The sequence below is a fragment of the Agromyces sp. Marseille-Q5079 genome (assembly GCF_051016555.1).
GTDB lineage: Bacteria > Actinomycetota > Actinomycetes > Actinomycetales > Microbacteriaceae > Agromyces.
Genome location: NZ_JBPEJF010000005.1, coordinates 239,223 through 254,079, shown reverse-complemented (window position 1 = coordinate 254,079; position 14,857 = coordinate 239,223). Strand labels below are relative to the sequence as shown.

Genomic DNA, 14,857 nt, shown 5'->3' with positions numbered 1-14,857 from the left:
CGCTCGTGTACTCGGCCATGGCCGTCTACGCGATCGCCTTCATCGCCTACGCGATCGACCTCGCGCGCCGCTCGGCGGCCGCGACCGCGGCCGCGGATGCCGCGTCGGGCGCCCCGGTCTCCGCGGGCGTCGCCGCACCTGCGGCGGTCGGCGCCGCCGCGAAGGGCGCCTCGGGCTCGGCGACGACGGCCGGTGCCGCGACGCCCGCCGCGGCCGCTCGAGGGGTCGACGGAGCGAGCGTCGCCTACGGTCGCTCGCCGTCGCTGCGCGTGGGCGTCGCCATGACCGTGCTGGCGTGGGCGCTGCACCTGGCCGCCGACATCACGCGCGGGCTCGCCGCCGGCCGCGTGCCGTGGGCCAACATGTACGAGTTCGCGCTCACCGGCACGCTCGTCATCACGACCGTCTACCTGCTCGTGCTCGTGGTCTCCAAGCACGACCTGCGCTTCCTCGGCACGTTCATCACGGGCCTCGTGCTCGTGCTGCTCGGCATCGCGACGGTGAACTTCTACGTCAGCGTCGTGCCGCTGCCGCCGGCACTGCAGTCGGCCTGGCTCGTGATCCACGTGTTCGTCGCGACCTCGGCCGTGGGCTTCCTCGCGCTCGGCTTCGCCCTCTCGGTCGTGCAGCTCATGCAGGCCAGGCGAGAGGCCATCGTCGCGAGCGCGAAGGCCGCGAAGCGCTCGTTCCTGGCGACCCTGCCCGACTCCGCGACGCTCGAGAACCTCGCGTACCGGGTCATCATCATCGGCTTCATCCTCTGGACGTTCACCCTCATGGCCGGCGCCATCTGGGCCGAGGCTGCGTGGGGCCGCTATTGGGGCTGGGACACCAAGGAGGTGTGGACCTTCATCATCTGGGTGGTCTACGCCGGGTACATCCACGCGCGGGCCACGCGCGGCTGGCGCGGTTCGCGTTCGGCGTGGCTGGCGATCATCGGCTTCTCGACCGTGATGTTCAACTTCACCGTCGTCAACCTGTTCTTCAAGGGACTGCACGCCTACTCGGGCCTCTGATCCGCGACGGGCGCAGCCCCCGGGCATTGCGCGCCCGCCCTCGCGGGAGCACCATCGCTGTATGGAGCTGCTGGAGCGCGGCCGCGAGCTCGGCGAGCTCGCCGCCTCCGCGCGTTCGGCGCTCCACGGACGCGGCGAGGTGCTGCTCGTGCACGGCGAGGCCGGCATCGGCAAGTCGAGCCTCGTCTCAGCGCTGAAGGCCGACCCGCCGGACGGATGCCGCGTGCTGGTCGGAGCGTGCGACGCCCTCGCCACGCCGCGAACGCTGGGGCCGCTGCGCGACCTGACGCCGTTCGTCGGACCGAGGCTGGCCGCGGCACTCCGCGCCGGTGACCGCGAGGAGGTCTTCGACGCGCTCTGGGAGGAGCTCTCGTCGGCGCCCGGCACGGTGCTCGTCATCGAGGACCTGCACTGGTCGGACGAGGCCACGCTCGACGCGATGAGCTTCCTGGCGCGGCGCATCGACGCGCTCCCCGTGCTCATCGTGCTGACGTATCGCGACGACGAGGTCGATCAGGGGCATCCGCTCGCCCGGTTGCTCGGCGACCTGCACGTGAACGTGCGGCACCTCGCGATCGCGCGCCTGTCGCCCGACGCCGTGCGCGAGATCTCGGCCGAGCGCGGCCTCGACCCGGGGCAGGTGTTCGACCTCACGCAGGGCAACCCGTACTTCGTCGGCGAACTGGTGGCGTCGGCGGATGCCGCGCACGTGCCGCGCTCGGTCGTCGACGCCGTGACGGGTCGGGTGCACCGCCTCCCCGACGAGGCCCGGGCGCAGGTCGAGCAGCTCGCCGTCATCCCGTCGGCGGTGTCCGCCCCGGAGGTCGCGGCCCTGGTGCCCGGCGGAACGGGGGCGCTCGTCGCGGCCGAGGAGCGTGGACTGCTCACCGTGCGTCCCGAGGGGGTCGCGTTCCGGCACGAGCTCACCCGGCGCGCGATCGTCGACGCGATGCCGGCCGCGCGACGAATCGAGCTGAACGCCCGCGTGCTGGCCGTGCTGCTCGACCTCGACGCGGATCCCGCGCGCATCGTGTCGCACGCCCTGGCGGCGGGCGACGCCGAGGTCGTCGCGGCGTGGGCGCCGCGCGCCGCCCGCGACGCCTCGGTGAACGGCGCGCATCGGCAGGCCGTCGTGCACTACCGGGCCGCGCTCGAGCATGCCGACGCCTTCGAACCGGCTGAGCGCGTCGACCTCATGCAGGCGTACGCGATCGAGCTCTACGTGCTCGGGTACGACCAGGAGGCGGTCGCGGTGCAGGAGGAGGTCCTCCGCGCGCGGCGAGTGGCGGGCGATGCGACCGCCCTCGGGGCGAGCCTCCGGTGGGCGTCGCGCTTCCACTGGCTGGCGGGGCAGCGACCCGAGGCCGAGGCCGCGGCGCGGGAGGCATCCGACTGCCTCGTGGATTCGAGCGACCGAGCGCTGTTCGCCCTCGCGTTGAGCAACGAGGCGCAGTTGGCGATGCTCGCGCACGACCTCGCGCGCACGCTCGAGCTCGCGCCCAGGGCGGTCGCGATCGCGCGGGAGACGGGCGATCGGCGGGCGCTCTCGCACTCGCTCAACAACCTCGGCACGGCGCACCTGCTGCTGAACCGCGACGAGGGCATCGCCGAACTCGTCGAGGCGGGCGCCGTCGCGGCCGAGGGCAACCTCATGGACGACGCTGCCCGCGCCCACGTCAACCTGGTGTGGAGCCTGCTCGACCAGTACCGCCTCGAGTTCGCCGAGCGGCACCTCGAAGCGGCGCTCGAGTTCTCGTCGCGCGCCGAGGTGATGGGGCTCTGGACCTACCAGCAGGTCGAACGGGCGCGGCTCCATCTCGCGAGGGGCGAGTGGGACGACGCCGTCGCCGCGGCCGGGCACGGGCGCGAGGCGCTTCCGCACGCGCACTGCGTCGCGCTCACGGTGATCGGCACGGCGCAGGTCAGGCGGGGGGATCCGCAGGGCGACGAGACGCTCGACGAGGCTCGAGCCGTCGCGACCCGGCTCGGCGAATGGCAGCGCACCGGGCCTGTGGCGATCGCCCGCGCCGAGTCGGCGCTCCTCCGCGGCGACGCATCGGAGGCGATCGCCATCGCGGCGCCGGCCCACGCGGAGGCCGCGCGACTGGGCGCCGTGAACCAGCAGGCCGAGCTCGCGGCACTGCTGCGACACGCGGGCGTCGACGTCGGCGCGCCCGACGTCGACCACCCGTTCGCGGTGCAGGCTCAGGGCGACTGGCGAGGCGCCGCCGACCGGTGGCGGGAGGTCGGCGCGCCGTACCACGAGGCGGCAGCCCTCGCGGAGAGCCCGCACGACGCCGACCTCGTCGCCGCGCTCGGAATCCTCGACCGGCTCGGAGCGGTGCCGCTCGCGCGCCGGGTCCGGGCCGAGCTGCGCTCCCGCGGCGTGCGCAGCATCCCGCGCGGGCCGACGAGCCCGACCCGCCGCAACCCCGAGGGCCTGACCGATCGCCAGGTCGGCGTGCTCGCCCTGCTGGGCGAGGGGCTGACCAACGTCGAGATCGCCGAGCGGCTCGTGGTCTCGGTGCGCACGGTCGACAGCCACGTCGCGGCGATCCTCGCGAAGCTCGAGGCACCGTCCCGTCAGGAGGCCGTGCGCACGGCGCGGCGGCTCGGCGTGCTCCCGGCGTGACGCCGGGCAGATCTCGGTAGGTACTCGGTGAGATCTCGGTAGTCGTCGCCGATGAGCGGTACGACCGCCCGGCCGTAGAACTGAGGTGTGCTCATCAACCGGGGCGCACCGAGGGAATCGAGGACATCATGAACACCGCACTCGTCGGAACCGGGCAGGCATCCATCGGCCCGATCGCACCCCGCACCATGCTGCGGCGGATGTCGCGCCGCGCCGGGCTCGCCCTGACGGCGTGGGGCGACACGCGCCCGCGGCGCCGCGAGCTGAGCCGCGAGGAGCTCGCCGAACGGCACGAGCGCCGCCAGGTCGCCGCGCAGCTGCAGGAGGAGCGGTTCCGCACGGTCGCGGTCGGTCGCATGCTGTGATCGGGCCACGGGATCGAGCACGGGTGAAGCACGTCACAGGGCGGCACCGGATCGCTCCGGTGCCGCCCCGTTCCCGGCTCGCGGCGCCGAAGGGCTCGGCAGCCGCGAGGTCTCTCAGCTACACGGGTCGCCGGCGGTGACGGTGCCGTTCGACACCTTCACCGGGCCTGATCCGATCGCGTAGTCGTTGCCGCCGTTGTTGTCCCAGGTGCCCGATCCGTTGTTGAAGGCCGCCGTGATGCCGGTGGACCCGGCGAGCTCGATCGTCTTCACCTTCCAGCCGGTGCAGGCGGCGGCCATCGCGGCACCGGGCACCGCGGTCCACGATCCGGTGCCGACGCGGTAGTGGATGTTCGCGGCGGCCCATCCGGTCGCGTAGTACACGGTGGTCGTCGTGGTCGGCGGCGTGCCGCCGCACGGATTCGCCGACCCGACGACGCCGCCGTTCACGGTCGCGATCGTGCCGCTCAGCGCGTAGTCGTTGCCGCCGTTGTTGTCCCAGGTGCCGGATCCGTTGTTGAACGCGGCCGTGACCCCGGAGGCGCCACCGGTGATCGTCTTGGACACCCAGCCCGCGCACGCGGCGGTCAGGCCGACGCCGGGAGCGGTCGTCCAGGCGCCCGACCCGACCCGGTAGTGCACGTTGTACGCGCTCCACCCCTTCGAGGTCGAGTAGTACACCGTGAGGTCGCCCGCGCCGGGATTCGTGCCGGGATCGGTCCCGGGGTCCGTGCCGCCCTGGCCGGCCTTCGCACCGATGTGCAGGGCGAGCGCCTGGTTGCCGTCGACGGTCGCGGTGAACTGGCCGGCGGCGTTCACGGTCACGACACCTCCCGCGGAGCATCCGCTCGAGGTCGGCAGGCCCACGACGACGTTGCAGTAGGCGCCGGCCGGCAGGGAGGTCTGGAACGTCCGCGTGAGCGATCCGCCGCGGTTGATCGCGACGAATCCCTTGTCGCCGCGGCCGAATGCGATGGCGGAGGACCCGTTGTCCCATCGGTTCGTGACCGCCGTGCCGTACGTGGCGACCCGGAAGCCGACCATGTTCTCGATCGAGGTCTGCGCGTGCTTGCAGGTCCAGCCGTTCTGCCCGCAGACGGCGTCGACGACCTCGCCGTTGCCGGCGAGCGCGGGCCCGGCCTCCTTGTTCGAGAACTCGTAGCCGGAGTGGATCGAGGGGGAGCCGTAGTTCCACGCGAGCGTGAAGATCTGCGCGAGGTCGTAGCTCGCGCCGTCCTTGTAGCTCAGGGTCTCGCCGTTGCGCTCGGTGTCGTGGTTGTCGACGAACACGGCCGCGTTCTGGTTCGGCAGGAAGCCGGCCCAGCTCGGCCCGATGCCGTTGCCGGTGACGAGCCAGTTGATCGTGCCGCCGCCGAAGGCCTCCTTGAGCTTGCGCGCGAAGGCGAATTCGTGGATGTCGCCGTACGAGGTGTACTCCTCGGGCTGGATCGGCTCGTTGGCGCGGATCACCTCCTGCACGACGTAGAGCCTGGCGCGGTCGTTCACCTTCGACAGGATGCCCTGCATGTCGCTCGCGGCGATGTGCTTGACGGCGTCGATGCGGAAGCCGTCGACGCCGAGCGAGACGAGGTCGTTCAGGTAGCCGGCGATCCTGCCCTGCACGTACGACGATGACGTGTTCAGGTCGGAGAGGTTGACGAGGTTGCACTCCTGCACCTCGGTTCGGTTCTGGTAGTTCGCGATGTCGCGCCGGCAGGAGTGGAAGTCCTGCGACTGGTAGATGCCCGGGTAGTCGTAGTGCTGGAACGACGAACCCGCCCAGCCGGTGCCGCCTGCGCTCTTCCCGCTCATGTGGTTGATGACGGCGTCGGCGATGACCTTCACGCCCGCGGCGTGGCACGTGTCGACCATCGCCTTGAACTCGGCGCGGGTGCCGAGGCGCGACTCGATGCGGTAGCTGACGGGCTGGTAGTACGTCCACCACTCGGAGCCCTGCACGTGCTCCTGCGGCGGCGAGGTCTGCACGTACCCGTAGCCCGCCGGTCCGAGGTTGTCCGTGCACTCGCGGGCGATGGCGTTCCACGTCCAGGAGAAGAGCACGGCCGTGGTGTCACGCGGTCCGGGTGCGGCGGCGTCGGCGGTCTCGTCGGCGGGCGACGGCACGGTGGCGAGGAGCGTCGCGATGAGCGCCCCCAGAAGGATCGTTGCGAGGAATCGCAAGCGTTTGCGGGATTCGACAACGCCGGAGGCGTGGTCGATCGGATGGTCTGACATGGGACTGAATCCTTTGCAGATCAGCGATTCTCCGGCCGGGAGTCCGGGCGATTCGCGCCGCCGCCGCGTCGATGCGGCGGCCGCGTCACGACGACGACTGCCCCCAAAGATAGGCACAGGCTGGAATCCACCGCAAGCGGTTCACCAGAATTCTGCAAGCGCTTGCATTAACCTTCCGGCCACTGCTAGCTTCGGCACCAATGTCGGTGGCACGCAGTCGTGCCCGGAATCGGGAGTCAAGGATGACGCAACAGGCACGTGCTCGAAGCTGGTTCGCACTCGCCGTCTCGACCGCACTCGCGGCATCCGCCCTGGCCGTCGTGCCGGGCATCGCCGCCGCGGCCGAGGAGCCCCGCACGTTCGCCCTCGTCGGGTCGCTCCAGGACGAGCTCGGCTGCGCCGCGGACTGGGCGCCCGACTGCGCCGAGACCGAGCTGCTGGCCACCGCGACGCCCGGCGTCTACGCCGCCGAGTTCACGCTCCCGGCCGGCACCTACGAGTACAAGGTCGCCGTGAACGACGCCTGGGACGAGTCCTACGGCCTGAACGGCGGCGGCGACAACATCCCGCTGACCGTCGCGGGCGACACCCCGGTGCGGGTCGTCTTCGACGACACCCTGAAGCGGGTCGGGCTCGAGGCGACGGGACTCCGCGGCGCCTACTCCGAGGCCGACGACGCGGCGCTCGCCGTCGACCCCGTGCGACAGCCGGGCAGCGACGAGAGCTTCTACTTCGTGATGACCGACCGCTTCGCCAACGGCGACCCCTCGAACGACGAGGGCGGGCTCACGGGCGACGCGCTGACCACGGGCTTCGACCCCTCCCACAAGGGCTTCTACAACGGCGGCGACCTGCAGGGCCTGCGCGACCGGCTCGACTACATCGACGGGCTCGGCACGACGGCCATCTGGCTCACCCCGAGCTTCAAGAACCGGCCGGTGCAGGGCGAGGGCGCGAACGCGAGCGCCGGCTACCACGGCTACTGGGTCACCGACTTCACGCAGATCGACCCCCACCTCGGCACCAATGCCGAGCTCGAGGCGCTCATCGCCGAGGCGCACGCCAAGGGCATCAAGGTCTACTTCGACATCATCACGAACCACACGGCCGACGTCATCGACTACGAGGAGCAGCAGTACTCCTACATCGACCAGGCGACGAGCCCCTACACGGATGCCGCCGGCGACGAGATCGACCTCGCCGACTACGCCGACGGCCAGACGCCGTTCCCGACGCTCGACGCCGCGACGAGCTTCCCGTACACGCCGACCATCCGCCCCGAGGACCAGGACCTCAAGGTCCCGGCGTGGCTGAACGACCCCACGCTCTACCACAACCGCGGCGACTCGACGTGGGAGGGCGAGTCGGTCACGTACGGCGACTTCGTGGGCCTCGACGACCTCATGACCGAGCACCCGACGGTCGTGAACGGCTTCGTCGACGTGTACGACCAGTGGATCGACCTCGGCATCGACGGGTTCCGCATCGACACGGCCAAGCACGTCAACTTCGAGTTCTGGGAGCAGTGGTCGACGCAGGTGCTCGACTACGCGCACGAGCAGGGCAAGGACGACTTCTTCATGTTCGGCGAGGTCTACGACGCCGACCCGCAGAAGCTCTCGCCGTACGTGCGCAAGACCGACATGAACTCGGTGCTCGACTTCACGTTCCAGTCGCAGGCGGTGAGCTTCGCCGCAGGCAACTCGGCGAAGAACCTGCAGTCGCTGTTCGCAGGCGACGACTACTACACGACGGCCGACTCGTCGGCGACGGCGCTGCCGACCTTCCTCGGCAACCACGACATGGGTCGCGTGGGTTACTTCCTGCAGTCGACGGATGCCCCGCTGCAGCGCGACGAGCTCGCGCACGAACTGCTCTTCCTCACGCGCGGCCAGCCCGTCGTGTACTACGGCGACGAGCAGGGCTTCGCCGGCATCGGCGGCGACCAGAGCGCCCGTCAGACGCTGTTCGCGAGCCAGGTCGACGAGTACGAGAACCAGGAGCTCGTGACCGGCGAGACGGCCGGCAGCGTCGACCGCTACGACACGGATGCCCCGCTCTACGAGCACATCGCCGCGCTCTCGGAGCTGCGCCAGGCGCACCCCGCCCTCGCGACCGGTGCCCAGATCGAGCGCTACGTCGACAACGGCGCGGGCGTCTACGCGTTCAGTCGCGTCGACCGCACCGAGAAGGTCGAGTACCTCGTCGCGGCGAACAACGCGAACGAGCCGCGCACCGTCGAGGTGCCGACGCTGACGAAGGACGGCGCGTTCACGGTGCTGTCGGGCGACGGTGCCGCCGTCACTGCGGACGCCGACGGCGTGGCATCCATCACCGTGCCGGCGCTCGGCGCCGTGGTGTGGAAGGCGGACCGCACGGTGAGCGCCCCCGACGCGGCATCCGCCATCACCGTCTCGACCCCGGCGGCGGGCGCCGGCGTCTCGGGCATCGCCCCCGTCGTCGCCGACGTCGACGACGCGACCTGGCAGGAGACGAGCTTCGCGTGGCGCGTCGCGGGTGCGACCGGCGATGACGCCTGGAACGTGCTCGGCACCGCCGAGGACACCAGCCCCCGCGTCTTCCACGACACGGCCGGCCTCGACGACGGCACGCTCATCGAGTACCGCGCGGTGTCCACGGATGCCGCGGGCCAGCGCTCGGCGGCCAGCACCTACGCGAGCGTGGGCAACGCCGTGAACCTCGTCGAGGAGGAGGAGCCCGAGCAGCCGATCGACCTCGTGACGGTGCCCGGCAGCCACAACTCCGAGATGGGCTGCGCGGGCGACTGGGCTCCGGGCTGCGAGGTCGCGAAGCTGACGCTCCGCGCCGACGGCATCTACGAGGGCACCTTCGCCATCCCGGCGGGCGACTACGAGTACAAGGTCGCGATCAACGGCAGCTGGGACCTCAACTACGGGGTGAACGGCGAGCCGAACGGCGGCAACGCCTCGTACTCGACCGACGGCACCAGCCCGATCACGTTCTTCTGGAACCCGACGACGCATGTCTTCTCCTCGACGGCCGAGGGCCCGGTGGTGACCCTGCCCGGCAGCCTGCAGTCCGAGGTCGGTTGCCCCGGCGACTGGCAGCCCGAATGCCTCGCGACCCTCATGCAGGACGGCGAGGGCGACGGCGTGTACACGTACTCGACCTCGGCGCTGCCGACCGGGTCGTACGAGGTGAAGGTCGCGCACGGCCGCAGCTGGGACGAGAACTACGGCGTCGGCGGCGCCCCCGGCGGCGCGAACCACACCTTCTCCACGAATGACGGCGAGCTCGTGCAGTTCCGCTACACGATCGCGACGCACGTGCTCGAGATCGTCGTGAGCGACCCGCCGCTGGCCGGCAGCGGCCAGTCCCGCGCGCACTGGGTGAGCGAGGACACGCTGGCCTGGCCGGCCGAACTCCTCGGCGCGGCATCCGCCGACGACGCCGAGTTCACCCTCCAGCACTCGGTCGAGGCGACCCTCGCGGTCGCCGACGGCGCGGTCACGGGCGGCGGCGGCGCCGTGGAGCTCGAGGTCGACCCCGACGGGCTCACCGACGAGCAGCTCGCCACGTTCCCCGCGCTCGAGGGCTTCGTCGCCCTGCACCCGGTCGGACTCGACCGGGCCGACGTCGAGCAGCTCCTCACGGAGCAGCTCGCGGTCGCGCAGGTGACGGGCGGCGAGCTGAGCGCCTTCACCGGGGTGCAGCTGCCCGGCGTGCTCGACCACGTCTACGGCGGCGCCGTGGCGACGGCCACGCTCGGCCTCGAGTGGAACGACGCCGGCACGAGCGCGACGGCACGCGTCTGGGCGCCGACCGCGCAGTCGGTGTCGATCCAGCGCTGGGATGCCGGCGCCACGGGCGACCCCGAGGTCCTCGCCGCCGAACGCGACGACGAGGACGGCACCTGGTCGGTCGCCGGCCTCGTCGCGGGCGACGAGTACCGCTGGAGCGTCGATGTGTTCGCCCCGTCCACCGGCGCGATCGAGACGAACTCGGTGACCGACCCGTACTCGGTCGCGCTGACCACGAACTCGGCGCGCACCGTCGTGGTCGACCTCGACGACGACGCGCTGGCGCCCGCCCAATGGGCCGATACGGCGGCGCCCGTCGTCGACCGGCCCGTCGACCGTGCGATCTACGAGCTCCACGTGCGCGACTTCTCGATCGGCGACGAGAGCGTGCCCGAGGCCGAGCGCGGCACGTACAAGGCGTTCACCGCCGACTCGGCGGGCACGGCGCAGCTCGAGCAGCTCGCCGACGCCGGCATCAACACCGTGCACCTGCTGCCCACCTTCGACCTCGCGACGATCGAGGAGGAGCGGGCGGCGCAGGCGACGCCCGACTGCGACCTCGCGTCGCTCGGGCCGGCCTCGCCGGAGCAGCAGGCCTGCATCGCCGGCATCCGCGACCTCGACGGCTTCAACTGGGGGTACGACCCGTTCCACTTCCAGGCGCCCGAGGGCTCCTACGCGGTCGACGCCGACGGCGGCGCCCGCGTGAGCGAGTTCCGCGAGATGGTCGGCGCCCTGCACGGCATGGGCCTGCAGGTCGTGCTCGACGAGGTGTACAACCACACCGCCGAGGCGGGCCAGGGCCAGAAGTCGGTCCTCGACCGCATCGTGCCCGGCTACTACCAGCGGCTCAACACGTACGGCGCGGTCGAGACCTCGACCTGCTGCCAGAACGTGGCGACCGAGCACGAGGTCGCACAGAAGCTCATGGTCGACTCGGTCGTGCTCTGGGCGAAGCAGTACAAGGTCGACGGCTTCCGCTTCGACCTCATGGGACACCACTCGAAGGAGAACCTGCTCGCGGTCCGCGCCGCGCTCGACGAGCTCACGCTCGCCGCAGACGGCGTCGACGGCAAGGCCGTCTACCTCTACGGCGAGGGCTGGAACTTCGGCGAGGTCGCGGACAACGCCCTCTTCGAGCAGGCCACGCAGGGCCAGCTCGGCGGCACGGGCATCGGCACGTTCAACGACCGGCTGCGCGACGCCGTGCACGGCGGCAGCCCCGTCGACGGCACGTCGACCTTCCAGCAGGGCTTCGGCACCGGCCTCGGCACCGATCCCAACGAGCAGCCCGGCACGCCGTCGCAGGCCGACCAGCTCGCCGACCTCGGGCACCAGACCGACCTGGTGAAGCTCGGCCTCGCGGGCAACCTCCGCGGGTACGAGCTGACGGATGCCGCGGGCGAGACCGTGCGCGGCGACGAGCTCGACTACCGAGGGGCGCCCGCCGGCTACGCCGACCAGCCCGACGAGGTCATCAACTACGTCGACGCGCACGACAACGAGACGCTCTACGACCTCTCGGTGTTCAAGCTCCCGCGCGATACGTCGATGGCCGACCGCGTGCGCATGAACACGCTGTCGCTCGCGACCGTGACGCTCTCGCAGTCGCCCTCCTTCTGGCACGCCGGCACGGAGCTGCTGCGCTCGAAGTCGCTCGATCGCAACAGCTACAACTCGGGCGACTGGTTCAACCGCATCGACTGGACCGGGCAGGAGTCGACGTTCGGCTCCGGCCTGCCGATGGAGGCCGACAACGGCGAGAAGTGGTCGATCATGGAGCCACTGCTGGCCGACCCCGCGCTGAAGCCGGCGGCGGCGGACATCGCCGCGGCCGAGGCATCCGCCCTCGACCTGCTGCGCGTGCGCTCGTCGGTCGACCTGCTGCAGCTCGGCTCGGCCGAACTCATCGACGAGAAGCTGTCGTTCCCGAACAGCGGCGCCGACGCGACGCCGGGCGTGATCACGATGCTCGTCGACGACCTCGTCGGCAGCGACGTCGACCCGGAGCTCGACGGAGCACTCGTCGTGTTCAACGCCTCGCCCGAGGCGGTCACCGAGCAGGTCGACGGGCTCGCGGGTCGCGGATTCGCGCTCGCCGAGGCGCAGGCATCCGGTTCCGACGCGGTCGTGAAGACGACGACGTGGGATGCCGCGACCGGCACGGTCACGGTGCCCGCGCGTTCGGTCGCCGTGCTCGTCGACGAGCAGCCGCCGCCCGCGGTCGCGACCGTCACCGTCGCGGCGCCCAACAAGCTGCTCGTCAAGGCAGGCTCGGCCGTGAAGGTCGTCGGCCAGACGTTCGCGGTCGACGGCGGGCGCCCGGTCGGCACGATCACCGTCTTCGACGGCGGGAAGGCGATCGCCACGGTCGAGGTCGCGGCGAAGGATCGCGGGCGGTTCCAGGTGCAGCTGCCGAAGCTCGCCCGCGGCGTGCACCTGATCCGCACGTCGTTCGACGCAGGCGAGGGCTTCGCCGACTCGCGGTCGCTGCCCATCCCGCTCGTCGTCTGGTGATGCGCAGGAGATGAGGCGGCATCCGGCCGGTGGGCATGGATGCCGCCTCATCTCCTGCAATTCGGCGGCCGGGGCGCCACCTCGACCGGCGGGCCGGTGCGGCGCGGTCATCGACACGGGGGCTGGCGAGGCTATAGCGTCCGGTGTGGAGAAGAGAGGGACGACATGACCATCGAACTCACGAGATTCCGCGCCGCCGACGCGCTCGCCCTGCTGGCGACCAGGTCGGAGATGCTCGCCGACTTCCGCGCCGACCGCGACGGCTTCGTCGACGCGCGCCTCGTGCAGCTGGCCGACGGCGAATGGCTCGACATCGTCGAGTGGCGCAGCGAGGACGACTTCGCGGCATCCCGTGCCAAGGGCGCGAACCGCCCCGGCATCGCCCGGTTCTTCGCCGCGATCGACGAGCTCGTCTCGTCGGAGCAGGGCGAGCTCGCCTGATGCCGACCGACTCGGCCGGCAGTCGGGGCGGCTAGCCGCGCGACAGCGTGAGCGGCACCGAGCTGGCGCCGGTCGAGAAGTGGATCACGGGCGTCTCGCCCGAGCAGTCGTAAGGCGCCGACATGATCGGCGACGCGAGGATCTGCTCGGTCACGGCCGTGCCGTCCATCGCCTCGCCGTCGACCGTGACGTCCATCGAGAGGTCGTTGGTGTCGTTGCTCGTGCGCACGGTCTCGCCGTCGACGGCGTACTCGCCCGAGAGGGTTCCGCCGAGCGTCGCCTCGGCGGGCAGGCCGGCGATGTCGACGGTGAGCGAGAGCGAGGGCGTGTACGCGTAGGTGCCGTCTTCGGCGAAGGACAGTCCCGAGGTGCCGGACGGGTCGTAGACGATCGCGTACTCCGCGAGGTCGGTGTTGACCTGGTCGTAGTACTTCTGCATCTGGTCGTCGGCGAGCACCCAGTCGCCGACGAGGCAGTTGGACGCCTCGGCCTCGGCGTCGTCGCCCGCGTCGTCGCCGGCTTCGTCGGTCGCCGGGGCGCTCGCCGTCGCATCGGCGGTCGAGGTCGGGCCCGCGGATGCCGCATCGCTCGCGGAGGCGTCGTCGGGTGAGCCGCTGCACCCGGCGAGGGTCAGGGCCGCGAGTGCGACGATCGAGCCGGTCAGTGCGAGGCGAGCGCGAGGCTGCATGGAACCCTCCATGGTGGTGTCCCCGGCGGGCCGGGTCGGTGACGGTCGAGTCCGAGCATTCTCGCACCCGGGCGAGTGGCGGCGCCGCACGAGGCCGGGAACGATGACGGACCGTGATCCTCAGGCGTCGCCGGGTGCCTCGCCGTCGGCGGATGCGACGCGCTCGAGCACGGCGTGGCACCGGCCGAGTCGCTCGAGCCACCAGTCGGCGCGCTCCTCGGATGCGGCGAAGCGGTCGAGCAGCTCGGCGTCGACCTGCACGCGGCCGACGGGGATGGCCCCGTCGACGGGCACCAGGGGCGACGCCGTGACATCCGCGGCGAGCAGCGAGGCCGTGCCGAGGCCGCAGTCGAACTCGAGGTCGGCGACGGATGCCGCGAGCGCGGCGCCCATCGCGATGCCGACGCTCGTGTCGAGTGCGCTCGACACCACGACGGGCAGGCCGGCCCGCTCGATGACCGCCAACGCCCGGCGGATGCCGCCGAGCGGCTGCGCCTTGATGACGAGGAGGTCCGCGGCCTCGGCCTCGGCGACCGCGAGGGGGTCGTCGGCCCGGCGCACGCTCTCGTCGGCGGCGATCGGGATGCCCATGTACGCCGTGCGGCGCCGGATCTCGGCGAGCTCCTCGACGGTCGCGCACGGCTGCTCGACGTACTCGAGGTCGAACTCCGCGAGCGCGTGGATGGCGTGCTCGGCCTCGTCGACGTTCCAGCCGGCGTTCGCGTCGATGCGGATGCGTCCCTCGGGGCCGAGGACGGTGCGAACGGCGCGCACGCGGGCGACGTCCTGGGCCAGGTCCTGGTCGCTCGCGGCCACCTTCACCTTCGCGGTGCGACATCCGGGGAAGCGGGCGAGCACCGCGGCGACGCTGTCGGGGTCGACGGCGGGCACGGTCGCGTTCACCGGGATCGAGGTGCGCAGCGGCGCCGGCGTCGGCGTCCAGCCGTAGTCGATCGCCGCGGCGAGCCACGCCGATGCCTCCTGGTCGTCGTACTCGACGAAGGGCGAGAACTCCGTCCAGCCCTCGGGCCCCCGCATGAGCAGTGCCTCGCGCACGTCGATGCCGCGGAACCGCGTCACCAGGGGCAGCGCGACGACGCGAGCGGTCGCGAGCAGGTCGTCGAGCGGGGGGAGCGTCATCATGTCCTCATCATGGCAAAGGACCCGTGAGCGCTCAGTAG

The 14,857-nt window shown here is 71.6% G+C and carries 8 protein-coding genes; 5 read left to right on the top strand and 3 right to left on the bottom strand.

The window, feature by feature from the left end; all coding sequences use genetic code 11:
* The first annotated feature begins 17 nt into the window (after window positions 1-17).
* The 3 genes from ccsB (at window position 18) to ACR3IO_RS13720 (ending at window position 4,013) form a co-directional block, all read left to right on the top strand.
* Window positions 18-1,016, top strand: coding sequence for a c-type cytochrome biogenesis protein CcsB (ccsB, locus tag ACR3IO_RS13730; RefSeq protein ID WP_434071819.1), 999 nt, complete (start codon window positions 18-20; stop codon window positions 1,014-1,016).
* Window positions 1,017-1,077: 61 nt separating this feature from the next.
* Window positions 1,078-3,648 carry an ATP-binding protein gene (locus ACR3IO_RS13725; RefSeq protein WP_434071772.1) on the top strand — a complete coding sequence of 857 codons (2,571 nt, stop codon included), beginning with the start codon at window positions 1,078-1,080 and terminating at the stop codon, window positions 3,646-3,648.
* 128 nt (window positions 3,649-3,776) lie between these two features.
* Complete coding sequence (locus ACR3IO_RS13720; protein ID WP_434071771.1) at window positions 3,777-4,013, top strand: hypothetical protein; 237 nt, start codon at window positions 3,777-3,779, stop codon at window positions 4,011-4,013.
* Window positions 4,014-4,127: 114 nt separating this feature from the next.
* Here ACR3IO_RS13720 and ACR3IO_RS13715 read toward each other — a convergent pair whose 3' ends face one another.
* On the bottom strand, window positions 4,128-6,248 hold the full coding sequence (locus ACR3IO_RS13715; protein WP_434071770.1) for a carbohydrate binding domain-containing protein: 2,121 nt from the start codon (window positions 6,246-6,248) through the stop codon (window positions 4,128-4,130).
* 242 nt (window positions 6,249-6,490) lie between these two features.
* Between ACR3IO_RS13715 and pulA the strand changes: the two genes are divergently transcribed.
* Window positions 6,491-12,547 (top strand): pullulanase-type alpha-1,6-glucosidase, encoded by a 6,057-nt coding sequence (gene pulA, locus ACR3IO_RS13710; protein WP_434071769.1) that lies wholly within the window; start codon window positions 6,491-6,493, stop codon window positions 12,545-12,547.
* Between the two features lie 165 nt (window positions 12,548-12,712).
* The gene (locus ACR3IO_RS13705) at window positions 12,713-12,988 is read left to right on the top strand and encodes a hypothetical protein (RefSeq protein WP_434071768.1); all 276 of its coding nucleotides are present in this window, start codon (window positions 12,713-12,715) and stop codon (window positions 12,986-12,988) included.
* 31 nt (window positions 12,989-13,019) lie between these two features.
* Here ACR3IO_RS13705 and ACR3IO_RS13700 read toward each other — a convergent pair whose 3' ends face one another.
* Both ACR3IO_RS13700 and ACR3IO_RS13695 read right to left on the bottom strand, forming a co-directional pair.
* Window positions 13,020-13,676, bottom strand: coding sequence for a hypothetical protein (locus ACR3IO_RS13700; protein WP_434071767.1), 657 nt, complete (start codon window positions 13,674-13,676; stop codon window positions 13,020-13,022).
* Window positions 13,677-13,796: 120 nt separating this feature from the next.
* Window positions 13,797-14,816 carry an o-succinylbenzoate synthase gene (locus ACR3IO_RS13695; RefSeq protein WP_434071818.1) on the bottom strand — a complete coding sequence of 340 codons (1,020 nt, stop codon included), beginning with the start codon at window positions 14,814-14,816 and terminating at the stop codon, window positions 13,797-13,799.
* Window positions 14,817-14,857: the final 41 nt, after the last annotated feature.

What these genes read in the sequence shown, in the direction of transcription:
- ACR3IO_RS13695 (WP_434071818.1), bottom strand. Translation starts at nt 14,816, where the DNA reads ATGACGCTCCCCCCGCTCGACGACCTGCTCGCGACCGCTCGCGTCGTC.
- pulA (WP_434071769.1), top strand. Translation starts at nt 6,491, where the DNA reads ATGACGCAACAGGCACGTGCTCGAAGCTGGTTCGCACTCGCCGTCTCG.
- ACR3IO_RS13705 (WP_434071768.1), top strand. Translation starts at nt 12,713, where the DNA reads ATGACCATCGAACTCACGAGATTCCGCGCCGCCGACGCGCTCGCCCTG.
- ACR3IO_RS13715 (WP_434071770.1), bottom strand. Translation starts at nt 6,248, where the DNA reads ATGTCAGACCATCCGATCGACCACGCCTCCGGCGTTGTCGAATCCCGC.
- ACR3IO_RS13700 (WP_434071767.1), bottom strand. Translation starts at nt 13,676, where the DNA reads ATGCAGCCTCGCGCTCGCCTCGCACTGACCGGCTCGATCGTCGCACTC.
- ccsB (WP_434071819.1), top strand. Translation starts at nt 18, where the DNA reads ATGGCCGTCTACGCGATCGCCTTCATCGCCTACGCGATCGACCTCGCG.
- ACR3IO_RS13720 (WP_434071771.1), top strand. Translation starts at nt 3,777, where the DNA reads ATGAACACCGCACTCGTCGGAACCGGGCAGGCATCCATCGGCCCGATC.
- ACR3IO_RS13725 (WP_434071772.1), top strand. Translation starts at nt 1,078, where the DNA reads ATGGAGCTGCTGGAGCGCGGCCGCGAGCTCGGCGAGCTCGCCGCCTCC.